This is a genomic window from Streptomyces sp. NPDC001348, from assembly GCF_053597535.1.
Window position 1 is genome coordinate 15,087 of the sequence record NZ_JBSFIK010000057.1, and the last position, 18,436, is coordinate 33,522.

General features: G+C 71.4%; 16 protein-coding genes. 12 read left to right on the plus strand and 4 right to left on the minus strand.

Going from position 1 to position 18,436, the window contains the following annotated elements; translation table 11 throughout:
• The first annotated feature begins 100 nt into the window (after positions 1 to 100).
• From ACWC21_RS37695 to ACWC21_RS37730, 8 genes are all read left to right on the plus strand, one after another.
• Positions 101 to 976, plus strand: a complete 876-nt coding sequence (locus ACWC21_RS37695; RefSeq protein ID WP_450888799.1) for an alpha/beta hydrolase — start codon at positions 101 to 103, stop codon at positions 974 to 976.
• 413 nt (positions 977 to 1,389) lie between these two features.
• Positions 1,390 to 2,388 (plus strand): alpha/beta hydrolase, encoded by a 999-nt coding sequence (locus ACWC21_RS37700; RefSeq protein ID WP_450888801.1) that lies wholly within the window; start codon positions 1,390 to 1,392, stop codon positions 2,386 to 2,388.
• Positions 2,381 to 3,589 carry an acyltransferase family protein gene (locus ACWC21_RS37705; RefSeq protein WP_450888803.1) on the plus strand — a complete coding sequence of 403 codons (1,209 nt, stop codon included), beginning with the start codon at positions 2,381 to 2,383 and terminating at the stop codon, positions 3,587 to 3,589. The genes ACWC21_RS37700 and ACWC21_RS37705 overlap by 8 nt, the downstream gene beginning before the upstream one ends.
• The gene (locus tag ACWC21_RS37710) at positions 3,582 to 4,955 is read left to right on the plus strand and encodes a sensor histidine kinase (RefSeq protein WP_450888804.1); all 1,374 of its coding nucleotides are present in this window, start codon (positions 3,582 to 3,584) and stop codon (positions 4,953 to 4,955) included. The genes ACWC21_RS37705 and ACWC21_RS37710 overlap by 8 nt, the downstream gene beginning before the upstream one ends.
• Positions 4,952 to 5,626, plus strand: a complete 675-nt coding sequence (locus tag ACWC21_RS37715; protein ID WP_450888805.1) for a response regulator — start codon at positions 4,952 to 4,954, stop codon at positions 5,624 to 5,626. The genes ACWC21_RS37710 and ACWC21_RS37715 overlap by 4 nt, the downstream gene beginning before the upstream one ends.
• 98 nt (positions 5,627 to 5,724) lie before the next feature.
• Positions 5,725 to 7,077, plus strand: coding sequence for a sensor histidine kinase (locus ACWC21_RS37720; RefSeq protein WP_450888807.1), 1,353 nt, complete (start codon positions 5,725 to 5,727; stop codon positions 7,075 to 7,077).
• Positions 7,074 to 7,739: a response regulator gene (locus ACWC21_RS37725; protein ID WP_450888809.1), complete on the plus strand. Its 666-nt coding sequence runs from the start codon at positions 7,074 to 7,076 to the stop codon at positions 7,737 to 7,739. Before ACWC21_RS37720 ends, ACWC21_RS37725 begins: the two co-directional genes overlap by 4 nt.
• A gap of 61 nt (positions 7,740 to 7,800) precedes the next feature.
• Positions 7,801 to 9,021 (plus strand): cytochrome P450, encoded by a 1,221-nt coding sequence (locus ACWC21_RS37730; RefSeq protein WP_450888811.1) that lies wholly within the window; start codon positions 7,801 to 7,803, stop codon positions 9,019 to 9,021.
• Between the two features lie 24 nt (positions 9,022 to 9,045).
• Here the strand turns inward: ACWC21_RS37730 and ACWC21_RS37735 are convergent, their stop codons facing one another.
• Complete coding sequence (locus ACWC21_RS37735) at positions 9,046 to 10,623, minus strand: ABC transporter permease (RefSeq protein ID WP_450888812.1); 1,578 nt, start codon at positions 10,621 to 10,623, stop codon at positions 9,046 to 9,048.
• Positions 10,620 to 11,540 carry an ABC transporter ATP-binding protein gene (locus ACWC21_RS37740; RefSeq protein ID WP_450888814.1) on the minus strand — a complete coding sequence of 307 codons (921 nt, stop codon included), beginning with the start codon at positions 11,538 to 11,540 and terminating at the stop codon, positions 10,620 to 10,622. Before ACWC21_RS37740 ends, ACWC21_RS37735 begins: the two co-directional genes overlap by 4 nt.
• Positions 11,541 to 11,614: 74 nt before the next feature.
• On the opposite strand from ACWC21_RS37740, the gene ACWC21_RS37745 reads away from it, so the two are divergent.
• The gene (locus tag ACWC21_RS37745) at positions 11,615 to 12,103 is read left to right on the plus strand and encodes a GbsR/MarR family transcriptional regulator (RefSeq protein WP_450888816.1); all 489 of its coding nucleotides are present in this window, start codon (positions 11,615 to 11,617) and stop codon (positions 12,101 to 12,103) included.
• A gap of 85 nt (positions 12,104 to 12,188) precedes the next feature.
• Entirely contained in the window at positions 12,189 to 12,788 is a 600-nt protein-coding gene (locus ACWC21_RS37750; RefSeq protein ID WP_450888818.1) for a Uma2 family endonuclease, read from the plus strand.
• On the opposite strand, the gene ACWC21_RS37755 is transcribed toward ACWC21_RS37750, so the two are convergent.
• Positions 12,780 to 13,628, minus strand: coding sequence for a diacylglycerol kinase (locus ACWC21_RS37755; protein ID WP_450888820.1), 849 nt, complete (start codon positions 13,626 to 13,628; stop codon positions 12,780 to 12,782). The two genes, ACWC21_RS37750 and ACWC21_RS37755, sit on opposite strands and share 9 nt — an antisense overlap.
• 199 nt (positions 13,629 to 13,827) lie before the next feature.
• Here ACWC21_RS37755 and ACWC21_RS37760 point away from each other — a divergent pair, with 199 nt between their 5' ends.
• Both ACWC21_RS37760 and ACWC21_RS37765 read left to right on the plus strand, forming a co-directional pair.
• Positions 13,828 to 15,111, plus strand: coding sequence for an adenylosuccinate synthase (locus ACWC21_RS37760; protein WP_450888822.1), 1,284 nt, complete (start codon positions 13,828 to 13,830; stop codon positions 15,109 to 15,111).
• Between the two features lie 163 nt (positions 15,112 to 15,274).
• Positions 15,275 to 17,077, plus strand: coding sequence for a bifunctional metallophosphatase/5'-nucleotidase (locus ACWC21_RS37765; RefSeq protein ID WP_450888823.1), 1,803 nt, complete (start codon positions 15,275 to 15,277; stop codon positions 17,075 to 17,077).
• Positions 17,078 to 17,106: 29 nt separating this feature from the next.
• Here ACWC21_RS37765 and ACWC21_RS37770 read toward each other — a convergent pair whose 3' ends face one another.
• Positions 17,107 to 18,267, minus strand: a complete 1,161-nt coding sequence (locus ACWC21_RS37770) for a sugar ABC transporter substrate-binding protein (protein ID WP_450888825.1) — start codon at positions 18,265 to 18,267, stop codon at positions 17,107 to 17,109.
• Positions 18,268 to 18,436: the final 169 nt, after the last annotated feature.

Sequence of the window (18,436 nt, forward strand, 5' to 3'; positions counted from 1 at the left end):
CGAGCGTGACATGACACGTCACCGGCCTGGTACCGTCCCGGCCAACGGCCGATTCCCACCTGGTCCGCCGAACCCCCCATCGCCGCTGAGAGGTTGGAGCATGCCGGACGACGCAGCAGCATCCCGCGCCGCCGCCGAGGAGAAGTCCGCCTTCTCGCACCCGTCCGTGGAGCCCGACGCCACCGCTGCCTACGGTGAGCACACCGACCAGGTGATCGACTTCTACGCGCCACAGGGAGCGAGCGGACCCGTCCCCCTGGTCGTCGTCCTGCACGGCGGCGCATGGCGCGCCCCGTACGACCGCCGCCACATCACCCCGTTCGCCGGTTTCCTGGCCCGCCGGGGCTTCGCCGTCGCCAACGTCGAGTACCGCCGCGGCGGTGCGGAGCCGGCGCGGGGCGCGGACGGCCCGGTCGCCGGGCGCTGGCCGGACACCTTCGACGACGTGGCGGCGGCCATGGACGCGCTGCCGGCCCTCGCCCGCGAGGTGCTTCCCCAGGCCGACGTGCGCCGAACGGTGCTCACCGGCCACTCCGCGGGCGGCCACCTGGCGCTGTGGGCGGCGGCCCGCCATGTCCTGCCGGCCGGCGCCCCCTGGCGCACGGACGGCCCCGCCCCCTTGCGCGGAGTGGTGGCCCTCGCCCCGATCGCGGACTTCGCGGCCGCCGCGAAACTGGAGGTCTGCGGCAACGCGGCACTCCAACTCCTCGGCGGAGAACAGGAGTTCGCCGAGCGTCGGCCGTACGCCGACCCCGCCCTCCTCCTCCCCACCGGCATCGCGACCATCGTTGTCCAGGGTCGTGCGGACGTCGACGTCCCGGAGGCGGTCGCCGAGTCGTACGCGGACGCGGCGGCGAAGGCGGGCGAGATGGTGGGCCTGACGCTCCTGGAGGACGTCGGCCACTTCCCGCTGATCGACCCGGCGACGGACGCGTGCGCGGTGGTGGCGGAGGAAATCGCGCAGCTGGCGTGGTGACGCCCGGTGACACACCCGGGGGTGGCCCTGGTCCGGCATCGGGGTGGCTCCGGAGATGTACCCAGGGGCGGCTCTGATCCCACATAGGGCGGCCCCGATCCCACATAGGGGTGGCCCCGGTGACACACCCGGGGGTGGCCCAGGCCCGGCACCGCGGAGCACCCGGCCATGTACCTGAGCGGCCCAGGCCCGGCCCCGGGAGCGGCACCCTGCCATGCCCCAGGGGCGGCCCCTGCCATGACCCCGGGGCGGCCCCTGCCATGACCCCGGGGTGGCACCCGGTCATACCCGTAGTACCTGAGAGCTACCTCCGAGAACAGCTCCCGAGCGGGACGCCGGTGACGGTCCCCGCTCCGTAACTTCCCCTCCTAGACCAGCCCGACGGCCGGTCGGGACCCGAAGGGGAGGCCGGCATGGAGCTGGTACGGACGGCACGCGATCGCGACGGAAAACGGCACCGCGGACCCAGGTGGCTGCGCGCCCTCCTGGCCACCTCGATCACCGCCGCCATAGTGGTCCCCCTCTCCGCCGCGGCCCACCCGGAGATCCCCGCCCCGGCACCCGCCGCCCTCGCCCCCGTGACCGCGGCCACCCTTAGCGACGCCTACGCCGCCAACCGCGCCAACGCCGCGCGGGCCGCCCGGATGGCAGCCGCCCACGGCGACCGGCACCGCGCCGGCGCGGACCGCGGACTCGCCGGCCCGGCCCGCCACCTCCTCGCCTTCGACGGCCGCGGCGCGGGCCTCGCCACGGAGGTGTTCGGCGACCTCGCCCACGCGGACCGGGTGGCCGTAGTGGTCCCGGGCTCCGACACCTCCCTCGACACCTACGCCCGCTTCCACACGGCCGCCTCCGCCCTGTACCGAGAGCTCGGCCGGCAGGCCCCGCCCGGCACCCGTACCGCCGTCGTCGCCTGGCTGGGCTACCGCACGCCCGGCACGGTCAGTACGACCGTCCTCACCGCGGGCCGCGCCGAGCGGGCGGCACCCCACCTCAGGGACCTCGTCGGCGAACTGCGCCGCATCACCGGGCACGCCCGCCTCACCCTGGTCTGCCATTCGTACGGCTCGGTGGTCTGCGGCCGCGCCGCCGCGGGCCTGGCGGTGTCCGACATCGCCCTCATAGGCAGCCCCGGCACGGGCGCCGGCACGGTCGCCGCCCTGCACACCCCCGCCCGGGTCTGGGCGGCCCGCGGCAGCGAGGACTGGGTGGCCGAGGTGCCGCACGTCAGGGCCGACCTGGCCGTCACCACCGTCGGCTTCGGCACCGACCCGGTCTCCCCGGCCTTCGGCGCCCGCGTCTTCGGGGCCGCCGACGCGGAGCACAGCGGCTACTTCACCCCGGGCTCCACGGCCCTCGTCAACCTGGCCCGGATCGTCCTGGGCGAGACCTCGGAGGTGTCCGGTGCCTGAACCGACCACCCGTACACCGTTCCCGCAGGGCATACGGCAGGCCGCCCGCCGCGTGGACGCCGCCACGCCCGCCTCCCGGGACCGCGCGGTCGACGCGCTGCGCGCCTTCGCGATCCTCGGCGTCGTCCTCGGCCACTGGCTGGTCACCGCCCTCGTCGTGGACGACGGCGCGCTGCACACGGCGAGCCCGCTCCGGCACATGCCCTGGTTGGCCCCGGTCTCCTGGCTGTTCCAGACCCTCGCGGTCTTCTTCCTGGTGGGCGGCCACGTGGCGACCCAGGGGTACACCTCCGCCCGCTCCCGGGGCACGTCGTACGGCGAGTGGCTGAGCGGCCGGCTGTCCCGGCTGTTCCGGCCCGTCGCCGCCGTCCTCACCCTGTGGACGGTCGTGGCGACCGCCCTGCTCGCCTCCGGGGTCCCCTACGAAACGGTCCACACCCTGGTCAAGCTGGCCCTGTCGCCGATGTGGTTCCTGCTGGTGTTCGCGGCGCTGACGGCGGCGACCCCGTTGGTCGGCCGGCTCAACCCGCTGTGGCCGCTGGCCGTCGTCCTCCATGTGGACATTCTCCGATTCGGCCTCGGCGTGGACCCGTCCTGGCTCGGCTGGGTGAACGTCGCGGCGGGCTGGCTGGTGCCCTACACCCTCGGCGCGGCCTGGACCCGGGGCGAGCTGGAGGGCCGCCGGGCGGGCTGGGTACTGCTCCTCGGCGGTACGGTCGCCACCGCGGCACTGGTCGGCTGCGCCGGCTACCCGGCCTCGATGGTCGGCGTCCCCGGGGCGGCCGTCTCCAACCTGGACCCGCCGACCCTGGCGGCCGTGACCTTCGGCCTCGCCCAGTGCGGGCTCGCCCTGCTGCTGCGCGACCGCCTGCGCGGCGCACTGCGCCGCCCGGTGACCTGGGCGGCCGTGGCGCTGGTGAACCTCTCCGCGATGACCATCTACCTCTGGCACCAGACGGCCATGATGGCCACCACGGCCACCGCCCTCACGGCCGGCCGCCTGCCGGGCCTGCACACCCTGCCCGACAACCCCGGCTGGGTGGCGTCCCGTCTGGCGTGGCTCCCCGTGTTCGCCCTGGCCCTCGCCGTCTGCTGGACCGCGTTCCGCTGCTACGAGCAGCCCCGCCGCCGGCGTTCCCGCGTGGTCCGGTCGCACCGGCCGTCCCCCGGAAGAGCGGTGGTGGCGAAGCGCCATGTCTAGGGTGGGGCCCGTGACGGAACGGGGGATGCGGCGCGTGCTCACCGGCCCCGTCCTGCGCTGGCTGCGGGTGCTGCGCGACGACCTGTGGACCCCCGGGGCGGATCCGCTGCCCTCGTCCGGATGGCTGCGTCGGCTGCCGCACGGGGTGCTGTGCCTCGCCGCGTTCGGCGTCACCCTCGGGGGTGCGGCCCAGCTCGGGGACGGCGGACACCTGGAGTTCACGTCCGCGCTGCTGGTCGCCGCCGCGCAGGGCGGCGCGGTGGTCCTCGCCATGTGGCGGCCCATACCGGCGTGGTGGCTGTCCATGGCGGCCACCGTGGTGGGGGCCGTCGCGGTGCACGGCCGGCTGCCCGCGAACGGCCCGACGGTGAACTTCACCTGGCCCTGGACCGCGGCCGGGATCATCGCCCACCTGCTCGTGCTGCTGCTGGTCGCGCTGCGGGTGCGCACCCGGGTGTCCGGGGAGGCGCTGGCCCTGACCGTGCTGGTCACCTTTCTCCTGGAGGGGGTGTGGGGTGCGTCGAACTACCAGCCCACCGGGGTGGTCGCGATCGTCCTGTCGGCGGTCGTCGTGGTGCTCGGCATGGCGCTGCGCGGCCGCCGCGAAGCACGCGCGGAACTCGGTCGGCAGACCACGCTCACCGCGGAGGAACGGGCGCGGCGCACACTCCTGGAGGAACGCAGCCGCATCGCCCGCGAGCTGCACGACGTGGTCGCCCACCACATGTCCGTCATCTCCATCCAGGCCCAGGTGGCCCCGCACCTGGTGGAGAACCCGCCCGAGGAACTCAGGGAGAACCTGGCGGGCATCCGCGAGAACGCGCTGGAGGCACTGACCGAGCTGCGCCGGGTGCTCGGCGTGCTGCGCTCCGAACACCCCGAAACCGGCGACTCCCTCGACGGATCGGCCACCGGCACCGCCCCGCACGCCCCCCAGCCCGGTCTGGACCGGCTGGAGGCGCTCGTGGAGAACACCCGAGCCGCGGGTCTGACCGTGGACCTCGATGTCAAGGGGGAGCGGCGGCCCCTGCCGCCGGGCGTCGAGCTGTCCGCGTACCGGATAGTCCAGGAGGCGCTGAGCAACGTGCTGCGGCACGCTCCCGGCGCCACCGCCCGCGTCGAGGTCCGGTACACCTACGGGCTGATCGTGGAGATCGTCAACTCGCCGCCGACGCGGCCCACATCGCCGTCACCGGGCGTCGGGCACGGGTTGCTCGGCATGCGGGAGCGGGTCGCGATGCTCGACGGCTCGCTGACGGCGCACTCCCTGCCGGACGGCGGCTACAAGGTGCTGGCGTACCTCCCTCTGTCCGCGGGCGACGCCGCCCCGCACCTCGTCACCGACCCGAAGGACGACACCGCATGACGAGCAGTCCCATCCGCGTCCTCATCGCCGACGACCAGCAGATGGTCCGGCAGGGTTTCACCGTGCTGCTCAACACCCGGCCCGACATCGACGTGGTCGGCCAGGCGGTGGACGGCCTGGACGCGATCGGCAAGGCCGCCGAACTGACCCCGGACGTCGTCCTGATGGACATCCGCATGCCCGAACTGGGCGGCATCGAGGCCACCCGCCGCATCACCGCCGAGTACCCGGGCATGAGGGTGCTCGTCCTCACCACCTTCGACCTGGACGAGTACGTGTACGACGCACTGCGCGCGGGTGCGTCCGGCTTCCTGCTGAAGGACGCCTCCGCGGACCAGCTCGCCGAGGCGGTCCGGGTGGTGGCCGCGGGGGACGCGCTGCTCGCCCCGGGGATCACCCGCCGGCTGATCGCCGAGTTCTCCCGCCTGGACGGCAGCCGCCGGGCACCGCTGAAGCAACGCGTCGGTGACCTCACGGAACGTGAGACGGAGGTGCTCGCCCTGATCGCCCAGGGCCTGTCGAACGCGGAGATCGCCGAGCGGCTCGTCGTCGCGGAACAGACCGTGAAGACCCACGTGGGCCGCATCCTGGTGAAACTCGGTCTGCGCGACCGCACCCAGGCCGCGGTGTTCGCCTACGAGTCGGGGCTGGTCCGCCCGGGCGGCCGCTGAACCCCCTGCGGGGACGCCCCGTAGTACCTGAGAGGGACCCCGAAGGACCCCTCTCACTGGTGACGCCCACGACCACTCCTCCCGCCTACCTTGAGAACGTGACCGAGACGACGCACACGCAGACGACACCGCCGGGCGCGGGCGCCAGGCCGCGCAGCACGGAATACCGGCTCGCCGCGAACGCCCTGCGGGGGCTGCGGGAGGACCTGTTCCACGACGCCTTCGCCTACCGCCCGCTGCCCAGCATGAACGTCGACGGTCCGATCATCAGCCGGTTCACGCCCCGCATGCGCCAGTACGCCCTGTACGCCCGGCACTGGTTGGTGGCCGCAGTCGCCGTGCTCTCGATGCTGGTGGCCTGGTCGGGCGACAACCGCCGCGGCCTGTTCGCCCTGCTGAGCGGCCTGATCGTCGCCGTCCCGGTCCTGCTCACCCTGATCCGTCCGGTCGGCGCCTTCTGGCTGTCCTTCGTCGCGACGACGGTCATCACCCTGCTGAACAGGGGCTACCCGACGCTCGACTGGCCGTGGCTGCCCGGCCCCGCCGTGTCCCACCTGGCGGTGCTCACGATCGTCGCGATACGCACCCGCCCGCGCACGGCGGCCTGGATGTGGGCGATCACCGGGGCCTACGGCTTGGCCGTCGAGTACCTCTTGGGCCGGGGCGAGTACGGCGTCAACACCGCCCCCATCCTGATCATCGCCGGCATGATCCTGCTGGTCGTCACCGTCTGGCACATACGCCGCGAGGCCCGGCAGGAGGTGACCGCCCAGCAGACCGCGACCGCGCAGGAGCGCTCCCGCCGCACCCTGCTGGAGGAGCGCACCACCATCGCCCGTGAGCTGCACGACGTGGTCGCCCACCACATGTCGGTCGTCGCCATCCAGGCGGAGGCCGCGCCCTACCGGGTGGAGAACCCGCCGCCCGAGCTGGAGCGGGCCTTCGCCACCATCCGGGAGAACGCGGTGGCGGCGCTGGCCGAGCTGCGCCGTGTCCTCGGTGTCGTCCGCGCGGAGGACTACGAGGCCCCGGACGCCCCGCAGCCCACGCTCGCCGACCTGGACGCACTGCTCGCCAACGTGCGGGAGGCGGGCCTCGACGTCGAGAAGGTGGTCACCGGCGCCGTGCGCGAACTGCCGCAGGGTGTCGAGCTGTCGGCGTACCGGATCGTCCAGGAGGCGCTGAGCAACACCCTCCGGCACGCTCCCGGAGCGAGCGCCCGAGTGGAGGTCGGGTACGTTCTCGGCGGGCTCGGCCTGCGCGTGGTGAACGGCCCGCCGCCCGCGCCGTCCCTGGTGAAGCCGCCCCACGGGACCGGCCACGGCATCACGGGGATGCGGGAACGCGTCTCCATGCTGAACGGCGAGATGACGGCGGGCCGTGCGGACGACGGCGGCTACGAGGTGACGGTGTTCCTGCCCGTCGCCACGACGATCGAAGGGGCCGAATGAGCATCCGGGTGCTGATCGCGGACGACCAGATGATGGTGCGCGAGGGGTTCTCCGTGCTCCTGGGCGCCATGCCGGACATCGAGGTCGTCGGCGAGGCGGTCAACGGCCGCGAGGCGGTGGACCGCGTCCGCGAACTGGCCCCGGACGTCGTCCTGATGGACATCCGCATGCCCGAGCTGAACGGCATAGAGGCCACCCGCGAGATAGTGGCGGCGGACGGCACGGCGAAGGTCCTGGTGCTGACCACGTTCGACCTCGACGAGTACGTGTACCAGGCACTGCGCGCGGGGGCCTCAGGTTTCCTCCTGAAGGACGCCTCGGCACGGCAACTGGCCGACGGGGTAAGGGTGGTGGCGTCCGGGGAGGCACTCCTGGCCCCCTCGGTCACCAGGCGGCTGATCACGGAGTTCTCCCGGCTCGCCGACACCCCGCGCATGCCCGCCGCCACCCAGGCCGCCTACGGAGAGCTCACGGAACGTGAGACGGAGGTGCTGGTCCTCATAGCCCAGGGCCTGTCCAACGCGGAGATCGCCGGGCACCTGGTGGTGGCCGAGTCCACGATCAAGACCCACGTGAGCCGGATTCTGGTGAAGCTGGGGCTCAGGGACCGGACGCAGGCGGCGGTGTTCGCCTACGAGGCGCGCTTGGTCACACCGGGCTGAGAACGGGGCGGACCGCCGACACCCCTGGTCAGCAGCCCCGCGGACGGGCTAGCGTCCGGTCATGGCAGCTGCTGACGACCTCGCGTTCGACCCCTGGGACCCGGCGTTCGTGTCCGACCCGTATCCGGCCTACGCCGAGCTGCGGGAGAGGGGGCGCGTGATCCACTACGCGCCCACCGACCAGTGGCTGGTGCCGCACCACGCGGACGTCTCGGCGCTGCTGCGGGACCGCCGGCTCGGGCGGACGTACCAGCACCGGTTCTCGCACGAGGACTTCGGCCGCACCCCGCCCCCGCCCGAGCACGAGCCGTTCCACGTCCTCAACGACCACGGCATGCTCGACCTGGAGCCGCCGGACCACACCCGGATCCGGCGCCTGGTGTCGAAGGCGTTCACACCGCGCACGGTGGAGCGGCTCAGGCCGTATGTGCAGGGTCTGGCGCAGGACCTGGTCGCCGCCCTGGTGAAGGCGGGCGGCGGCGATCTGCTGACCGACGTGGCCGAGCCGCTGCCGGTCGCGGTGATCGCCGAGATGCTCGGCATCCCGGAGTCCGACCGGGCGCAGTTGCGGCCCTGGTCGGCCGACATCTGCGGGATGTACGAGCTGAACCCGTCGGAGGAGACGGCGGCGAAGGCGGTGCGCGCCTCGGTGGAGTTCTCCGACTACCTCCGGGGGCTGATCGCCGAGCGCCGCAGGGAACCGGGCGACGACCTCGTCTCCGGCCTGATCGCGGCGCACGACGAGGGCGACCGGCTCACCGAGCAGGAGATGATCTCGACGGCCGTCCTCCTTCTCAACGCCGGCCACGAGGCCACCGTCAACGCCACCGTGAACGGCTGGTGGGCCCTGTTCCGCAACCCGGACCAGCTGGCCGCCCTGCGCGCGGACCACTCCCTGGTCCCGTCGGCGATCGAGGAGCTGATGCGCTACGACACCCCGCTCCAGCTCTTCGAGCGCTGGGTCCTGGACGAGATCGAGATCGACGGCACGGTGATCCCGAGGGGCGCCGAGATCGCCATGCTCTTCGGATCCGCCAACCACGACCCGGCGGTCTTCGCCGCCCCCGAGCGGCTGGACCTGACCCGGAAGGAGAACCCCCACATCTCCTTCAGCGCGGGCATCCACTACTGCATCGGCGCACCTCTGGCACGTATCGAGCTCGCCGCCTCGATGACGGCCCTCCTGCGGAAGGCCCCGACCCTGACCCTGGCGGCCGAGCCGAAGCGGAAGCCGAACTTCGTGATCAGGGGGCTGGAGGGGCTGAGCGTGGAGGTGGGGTGACGCGAAGCGGGCGGGCGGGGCGTTTCACATCAGGTCCCGCCTCCGCAGCCCCGCCAGCCCGCCACCCACGAGCGCCGCCGCCACACCCAGCAGGACCAGTACCGGCCCCCATTCCATCCGGCCGCCCGGCAGCTTCGGCAGGTGCCCGAAGGGAGACAGGTCCAGCACCAGCCGGGGCGCGTCCAGGGCCGGGCCCACCCAGCCGATCAGCAACACGGCGACGGCCACGCCCCACGCCGCCGTAGCCGCCCGGGGTGCCGCCCCGTACAGCAGCACCGTCACTCCGCCGATCACCCACACCGCCGGCAGCTGGAGCAGGCACGCGCCCAGGATCGGACCGGTCTGCTTCCCGTAGCCGACGGCGAAGCCCGCACCCGCCAGCAGCATGATCAGCGCGGCCCCGCCGAAGGCGAGCGCGAGGTGGCCGGCGGCCCAGCGCAGCCGGCCCACCGCGCAGGCCAGTACCGGTTCGGCGCGCCCCGAGGTCTCCTCGCCGTGCAGCCGCAGCACCGACGCCACGACGTACAGGGCGGCGATCATGCCGAGCATCCCGGTCATCGAGGCGAGGAACGCGTCCGTGAGGCCGCTCCGCCCGCCCATCCGCTCGAAGATCTGCCGTGCCTTGTCGTTGTCGCGGACCAGGTCGGCCGCGCCGTCCGTCATCCCGCCGTACACCACCCCGGCGAGGAAGAAGCCGACGGACCAGCCGAGCAGGCCGCCCCGCTGCAGCCGCCGGGCCAGCGCGCCCGCCGAGCCGAGACGGCCGGCGGGCGGACCCGGTCGCGTGGGCAGGAAGCTCATGCCGAGGTCGCGGCGACCGGCGAGTACGTACGCCACCGTGCCCTGCGCGACGGCCGCCGCGGCGAACAGCAGCAGCACCCACCAGCGTTCGGCGGCGAAGGGCCGCAGGTTCTCCAGCCAGCCGAGTGGCGACAGCCAGGTCGGCACCGAGGAACCGTCGTTCCTCCCCGAGTCGCCCGCGGCGCGCAGCACGAAGGCGGCCCCCAGCACCGCCGCGGTCAGGCCCCGCGCAAGGCGGGCGCTCTCCGTCAGCTGGGCGACGACCGCCCCCGTGGTGGCGAAGAGCATGCCGACGGCCGCGAGGCCGAGCCCGAAGGACAACGCGCCCGTCGCACCCCGTCCGGCCAGACCGGCCGTCACCAGCAGCGCCAGTACGGCGTTCGCCACCGCCGCCGTGAGCAGCGCCGCCGTCAGGGAGGCCCGGCGGCCCACCATGCCCGAGGCCAGCAGTTCGTGACGGCCGCTCTCCTCCTCGTCCCGGGTGTGGCGTACGACGACGAGCAGGCTCGTGACGGCGGCCAGCGCCCCCGCGTACACACCGACGCGCCAGGCGGTCAGCGCGCCGATCGAGGTGTCGAACACCGGGCCGATCAGGGCACGGAAGGAGGCGTTGGTCTCCACTTGCCGTACCAGGTCGGCACGTTCGGCCGGAGTGCCGTACAGGCCCTCGAGGGTGTTCGGCATCGAGAGGACCATCAGGGCGTTCACCGCGGTCCAGGCCGGGATCATCACCCGGTCGCGGCGCAGGGCGAACCGCACCAGCGTGCCGGTGCCGGCGAGGGACGGCCGCGACCCGCTCATCGGGCCACCTCGTGAAGGCCGCCCTGGCCGCCCAGGTCGTCCTGGTAGTGGCGCAGGAAGAGTTCCTCCAGCGTCGGGGGCGTCGACGTGAGGGACCGTACGCCCGAACCGGTCAGCGAGCGCAGCACGGCGTCGAGTCTGTCGGTGTCGACCTGCAACCGCACCCGCCGGCCCCGGACGTCGAGGTCGTGGACGCCCGGCAGCCGTGCCAGCCCGTCGGGCGGGCCGGCGAGTTCGGCGGTGATGCTGGTGCGGGTGAGGTGGCGAAGGTCGGCGAGCGAACCCGTCTCGACCGTGCGGCCCCTGCGGATGATGCTCACCCGGTCGCACAGTTCCTCGACCTCGCTGAGGATGTGTGACGAGAGCAGGACGGTGCGGCCCCTGTCCCGCTCCTCCGCCACGCAGCGCTGGAAGACCTCCTCCATCAGCGGGTCGAGGCCGGAGGTCGGTTCGTCCAGGATCAGCAGGTCGACGTCCGAGGCGAAGGCGGCGACCAGCGCGACCTTCTGCCGGTTGCCCTTGGAGTAGGTGCGGCCCTTCCTGGTGGGGTCGAGTTCGAAGCGGTCGATCAGCTCCGCCCGGCGCCGCGGGTCCAGTCCCCCGCGCAGGCGTCCGTACAGGTCGATGACCTCGCCGCCGGAGAGGTTGCGCCACAGGGTCACGTCCCCGGGCACGTAGGCGATGCGGCGGTGCGCCTCGACCGCGTCCCGCCACGGGTCGCGGCCCAGCACCCGCGCGGCGCCCGCGTCGGCGCGCAGCAGGCCCAGCAGGATCCGGATCGTGGTGGACTTGCCGGAGCCGTTGGGGCCGAGGAAGCCGTGCACCTCGCCGGCCTCGACGTCCAGCTCCAGGCCGTCCAGGGCGTGCGTACGGCCGAAGGACTTGTGCAGCCCGGAGACCGTGATTGCCTTCGTCATGCCACCGAACGTACGCTTCCTTCAGAAATTTGTGAAGGTACCGAAGGTCCCGAAGGACTGGTTAGAGTAGGGGAATGGCGGAAGAGGCGGAGCGGGACCCCGAGTCGGTCTCCAGGTTCGTGGAGCACTTCGCGGCGCAGCTCGTCGAGGCGGGCGTGCCCCGTATGCCCGCCCGGGTCTTCGCCGCGCTCCTGGCCTCCGACTCCGGCACCCTGACCTCCGCCGAACTCGGCGAGCAGCTGAGGATCAGCCCCGCGGCCGTCTCCGGCGCCGTGCGCTACCTCGCCCAGGTGCACCTGGTGTCCCGGGAGCGGGAGCCCGGTTCGCGGCGGGAGCGGTACCGGGTGCACAGCGACCAGTGGTACGAGGCGCTCACCAGCCGCGAGGCGATCATCAAACGCTGGGAGGACGCGCTGCGGGAGGGCGTGGCCAACCTGGGCCCGGACACCCCGGCGGGGCGCAGACTGGCCGAGACCCTGGCCTTCTTCGAGTTCGTCGAGAAGGACGTCGCCGAGATGATGGAACGCTGGCGCGCGTACCGGGAGCGGACCTTCGGCCGCTGACCCGGGTCATCGAGGGTGCGTCCAGATGGGTGATCGATCGGATACTCTCTGTGGTGGCTGGTCTGCATCCGAGGGAGGGCGCATCATGACGTTGATGACAGAGCGACCGACGATAAGCGGCAGCGAGCCCGGCAGCTTCGAGGAACTGTTGGACATCCTCGACGAGCTGAACCTGCGTGACGGCTTCAAGGCCGAGATCTACAGGGGGAACATCGTCGTGTCGCCGTGGTCGAAGGGGTACTACCACCGCGTGATGGAGCAGGTCTGCGAACAGCTCAGGCCGCACCTGCCTCCGGATCACAGCCTCACAGTCGGCCCGTTCCTCTACGTCTTCCCAGGTGACGAGTGCGCTTACGGGCCGGACATCCATGTGGCGCACAAGAGGGTCTTCGAGACGGAGAGCAACCACTTGGACGGCGAAGGCCTGTCCTTCGTCGCCGAACTCACCTCCCCTTCCACCCGGAAGGACGACCCGACGGACAAGGTCATGGTCTACGGACGGGCAGGCGTCCCCGTATACCTCCTCCTCGACATGCAGGAAGAGCAGGCGACCGTCTTCTGGACGCCTTCGGCGAAGGGGTACGAGTCACACTGCACCAAACCCTTCGGTGAGAAGCTCCACGTCCCCGAGCCCTTCGACTGCCCCCTCGACACCACCGGCTTCCAGGCCCCCACCTCACCCTGAAGGCACCGTAAGCCCCCAGGCCCCCTCCACCACCCGCCACGTCCGTCTCCGCACCGGCCCCGACACCCCCGCGTCGGCCCGGTAGCGGAAGTCGGCCCCGGTGACCGTCACCGTCCTCCCGGACGCCAGCAGCGGTGACGCCTCCGCGCCCACCGACAGCGGACGTACCTCCACGTCGGCCACACCGGAGGTGCCCGGCGTCACCGAGACGGCCTCCACGGGCTGGTCGAGGCCGATGACCGTCTCCCCGTCGACCTCCACCCGCAGCCGGGACGGTCCGGGGGCCGCAGCGGCGGGGGCGGGGTGGGAGGTGAGGGTGCGGACCAGCGAGCGGTACCGGGTGCGCAGCCTCGCCCGCCCGGCCGGCGACGCCCCCGGCTCGTCCGCCTCGGCCTCCCGCAGGGGAACCGGCGGAATCCGCAGCGCGCCCAGCACCACCCCGTCGCTCTCGTCGACCAGCAGGTCCATGCGCCGCTCCACCCCGTCCAGCACCGCCCGCGCCCCCGCGACGGCACCCGTCGGCACGCCCAGCGTCTCGGCCAGGGTCAGGGAGCCGCCCACCGGCACCATGGACAGCACGCAGCCGGCCAGCTCCCGCCGCCGGTGCAGCAGGGTCACCGCCCGGACCAGCGCCCGGTCGTCGCCCACGACCACCGGCCGCCGCGAGCCCCGCCGGGTCAGTGCCCGGGCGAATTCCTCGGGATCGTCCGGCAGGCACACCTTCGTGGCCGCACCCGCGCTGAGCACGTCCTTCGCGATCCGCACCGCCTCCCCGTCCGTGTGCCGGGCGACGGGATCGATGATCACCAGCAGCTGTTCGGACGTCGCGGAAGTCGCCACCTCGGTCCTGCCTCGCTTCCTCGGGTAGCATCTTTGTGCAAGAGCCCCTTGCGCTATTGCGCCAGGGGCTTCGTCTATTCCGGGGCATCCGGTCCGACGGTTGTGTGCGGCCAACGACGGTCGCGGTGGCACGCGGCGGTGAAGCCTACGCGTACGCCCCTGACCTTGGACATGCCCCACCCGGAAGGGGTGTACGCGCGTGCCCGCACTTGTGCTGCTCGGTGCTCAGTGGGGTGACGAAGGCAAGGGAAAGGCGACCGACCTGCTCGGTGGCTCGGTGGACTATGTCGTTCGCTACCAGGGCGGCAACAACGCCGGCCACACGGTGGTCGTCGGCGACCAGAAGTACGCACTCCACCTCCTCCCTTCCGGAATCCTCTCGCCCGGCTGTACGCCGGTCATCGGTAACGGCGTCGTCGTCGACCCGTCGGTCCTGCTCTCCGAGCTGAGCGGACTCAACGAGCGCGGCGTCGACACGTCGAAGCTCCTCATCAGCGGTAACGCGCACATCATCACGCCGTACAACGTCACCGTGGACAAGGTGACGGAGCGCTTCCTCGGAAAGCGCAAGATCGGCACGACCGGGCGCGGGATCGGGCCGACGTACGCGGACAAGATCAACCGCGTCGGCATCCGGGTGCAGGACCTGTACGACGAGTCGATCCTGACCCAGAAGGTCGAGGCGGCCCTCGACGTCAAGAACCAGGTCCTCACCAAGCTGTACAACCGGCGCGCGATCGCCGTCGACCAGGTCGTCGAGGAGCTGCTGGGCTACGCCGACAAGCTCGCGCCGTACGTCACCGACACGGTCCTGGTCCTCAACCGGGCCCTGGAGGAGAACAAGGTCGTGCTCTTCGAGGGCGGCCAGGGCACGCTCCTCGACATCGACCACGGCACGTACCCCTTCGTCACCTCCAGCAACCCGACCGCCGGCGGCGCCTGCACCGGCGCCGGGGTCGGCCCGACGAAGATCAGCCGGGTCATCGGCATCCTGAAGGCGTACACCACCCGTGTCGGCGCCGGTCCCTTCCCGACGGAGCTGTTCGACGAGGACGGCGAGGCGCTGCGCCGCATCGGCGGCGAGCGGGGTGTCACCACGGGCCGCGACCGCCGCTGCGGCTGGTTCGACGCCGTGATCGCCCGTTACGCGACCCGGGTGAACGGCCTGACCGACTTCTTCCTCACCAAGCTGGACGTCCTCACCGGCTGGGAGCAGATCCCGGTCTGCGTGGCGTACGAGATCGACGGCAAGCGGGTGGAGGAGCTGCCGTACTCGCAGACCGACTTCCACCACGCCAAGCCGGTCTACGAGACCCTGCCGGGCTGGTCCGAGGACATCACCAAGGCGAAGTCGTTCTCCGACCTGCCGAAGAACGCCCAGAACTACGTCAAGGCGCTGGAGGAGATGTCCGGCGCCCCGATCTCCGCGATCGGCGTGGGCCCGGGCCGGGACGAGACGATCGAGGTCAACTCGTTCCTGTAGGACACGGGCGCGTATCCCCCCTGGGCCGGTCATGGACATGAGCATCCTTGACCGGCCCTTGGGTTGTTCGTGGTTCCGCGCGGAAGGGGCCGAGGCAAGCATCTACGCGGGTAGTTGCCGTTCCACCCGTTCTCTGCTCGCTCCCCAGCTCCAGGAGTCCCGAATGCCCGTCAGTCCCATGAACCGCCGTGAGTTCGTGCAGAAGTCGGCCGCGACCGGCGCGGCGGTCGCCGTCGCGGGTGCGGTCGGCACCGGTACCGCCGAGGCCGCCGGGCGCAAGCCCGACTGCAAGCCCCGTACCTGGTCCTTCTCCGTCCTGGGCACCACCGATCTGCACAGCCACGTCTTCGACTGGGACTACTACAAGGACGCGGCCTACAGCGACAAGGCCGGCAACTCCGTGGGCGTGGCCCGTGTCGCCACCCTCATCAAGCAGCAGCGCGCCGCCAAGGGCGAGGACCGGGTGCTGCTGGTCGACGCCGGTGACATCATCCAGGGCACCTCGCTCGCCTACTACTTCGCGCGCGTGGACCCCATCACCGACGGCGTGAAGCACCCGATGGCCGTCGCCATGAACCACATGCGCTACGACGCCGCCGCGCTCGGCAACCACGAGTTCAACTACGGCATCGACGTGCTGCGGAAGTTCGAGAGCCAGTGCCGTTTCCCGCTGCTCGGCGCGAACGCGCTGGACGCGAAGACCCTGCGCCCCGCGTTCCCCCCGTACACCGTGAAGAAGATCCGCGTGCCCGGCGCCCCCGACATCAAGGTCGGCATCCTCGGCCTGACCAACCCCGGCATCGCGCTGTGGGACAAGGACAACGTCAGCGGAAAGATGGTCTTCCCCGGCCTGGTGGAGCAGGCGAGGAAGTACGTGCCGAGGCTGCGCGCCCTCGGCTGCGACGTCGTCTTCCTCACCGACCACTCCGGGCTCGACGGCTCGTCGTCGTACGGCGACGAACTCCCGTACGTCGAGAACGCCTCGAACCTCGTCGCCGAGCAGGTTCCCGGCATCGACGCGATCCTCGTCGGCCACACCCACGTCGAGGTCCCGTCCTACACCGTGAAGAACGCGGAGACCGGCGAGGACGTCCTGCTCTCCGAGCCGTACTGCTGGGGCTACCGCCTCAGCGTCTTCGACTTCGAACTGGAACTGCACCACGGTCGGTGGAAGGTCACCGGCAAGACCGCCCAGACCCTCAACCCGAACACCGTGGACGAGGACCCGGAGATCAAGAAGCTCCTGGAGGCCGACCACGAACTGGTCGTGAAGTACGTCAACACGGCGGTCGGCACCTGCACCGAGGACCTCTCGGCGGCGGAGTCCTGCTGGCAGGACGTGCCCATCATGGACTTCATCCACAAGGTGCAGGCGGACACGGTGAAGGCGGGCCTGTCCACGGCGGACGCGGCGCTCCCGCTGATCTCGGTGGCGGCACCCTTCAGCCGCACGGCGGACATCCCCGCGGGGAGCGTGACCATCAAGGACATCGCCGGGCTCTACATCTACGACAACACCCTCTACGGCAAGAAACTGACGGGCGCTCAGCTGAAGGACTACCTCGAGTACGCGGCGAAGTACTACCACCAGGTCCCGTCGGGCACGAAGGTCGACACCGCCACCCTCACCAATGCCAACAACTTCTGGGACTACATGTACGACACCGCCGCGGGCGTCGACTACGAGATCGACATCGCCCGGGCCGAGGGCTCGCGGATCAGGAACCTCACGTACCAGGGCAACCCCGTGGCCGACGACCAGGTCTTCGTCGTCGCCGTCAACAACTACCGGGCCAACGGCGGTTCGGGGTACCCGCACATCGCGGCCGCGGAGATCGCCTACAGCTCCACGAACGAGATCCGCCAGCTGATGATCGACTACGTGACGGCGAAGAAGACCCTCGACCCGAAGGACTTCGCGGCCGTCAACTGGAAGCTCACCCAGGACGGCACGCCGGTGTTCTAGACGACCGGGCGGTGGTCGGCGGGCGGCGGCTACTTCAATCCGATGGCGGCGCAGTCCGACGCGTACTTCGGAGTGCAGAGCTGCTTGACGGTGTAGACGCCGTCCGCGATCACCGTGTCCTTGATGTTCTTCCTCGTGAGGGAGACCACCGGCACCAGCGCGGCCGGGATCTTCTTGCTGGTCGGGCTGTTCACCGTGTCCTGGGTCAGCGCGTCGAACTGGATGTCGCGGCCCTGGACCTTGTACACCGCCATCTCCGCCGCGTTGGTGGCCTCTTCCAGGAACGACTTGTACACCGTCATGTACTGCTCACCGGAGATGACCCGCTGCACCGCGTCCAGGTTCGCGTCCTGCCCGGTCACCGGCGGGATCCGGGTGGCGCCCGCCTCCTTCAGCGCCTCGATCACGGCGCCCGCCATACCGTCGTTGGCCGAGTAGACGGCGGCGATGTTGCTGAGGCCGAGGGCCTGGATCGCCTTCTTCATGTTGGCCTTGGCGACGTCCGGCGACCACTTGTCCGTGTCGTACATCTCGGCGATCCGGACCTTGTCCTTGAGCTCGCCGACGGCGCCTTCCTTGAACTTCCCGGTGTTCGGGTCCGCGGGGTCGCCGTTCATCATGACGATCTTGCTGGTCGCCGCCTTGGTGCCGAGGGCTTCGAGGATGGCGCGGCCCTGGACCTCGCCGACGAGTTCGTTGTCGTGCGAGACGTAGGCGTCGATCGGGCCCTGTGCGAGCCGGTCGTAGGCGATGACGGGAATGCCGGCGTCCTTCGCCTTCTGGACGTCCGGCGCGATGGCCTTGGAGTCCAGGGCGTCCACCACGATGATGTCGACCTTCTTGGACACCATCTCCCGGAACTGCCGACTCTGTCTGTCCTGGCCGGCTTCGGCGTTGGCGTAGTCCACCTTGCCCTTGCCGTTGGTGAGGGAGGCGACCTCCTTCTTGAAGATCGGGTAGTCGAAGGCCTCGAAACGGGCCGTGTCCTTGTCGGGCAGGAGCAACCCCACCGTGATGTCGTCGCCCTTCTTGGGCGTCGCGGTGCTGCCGCCCCCGTCGATGCTGTCGACGGTGCCGCACGCGGCGAGCGTGAGGGCCGAGGCGGAGGCGGTCAGGGTTATGGCGATAGCGCGTACGGGGGGCCTACGGGTACTGCACACCTCGGTGCCTTCCGTGGGGGGGAGCATCATGCGTGAACCGATGATGTGCATGGAAGGAAACTCAGAGAGACCGGGCGACGTCAAGACGTAAGGACATCAAGGCGTGGAGGTCCTGTGCACGTTGCCCCGCACTTTCCCCACCGGGTGCCGGTCGCCGCAGGTCAGGCGCGGAACGCGGAATCTCGAACGATCGACGGAC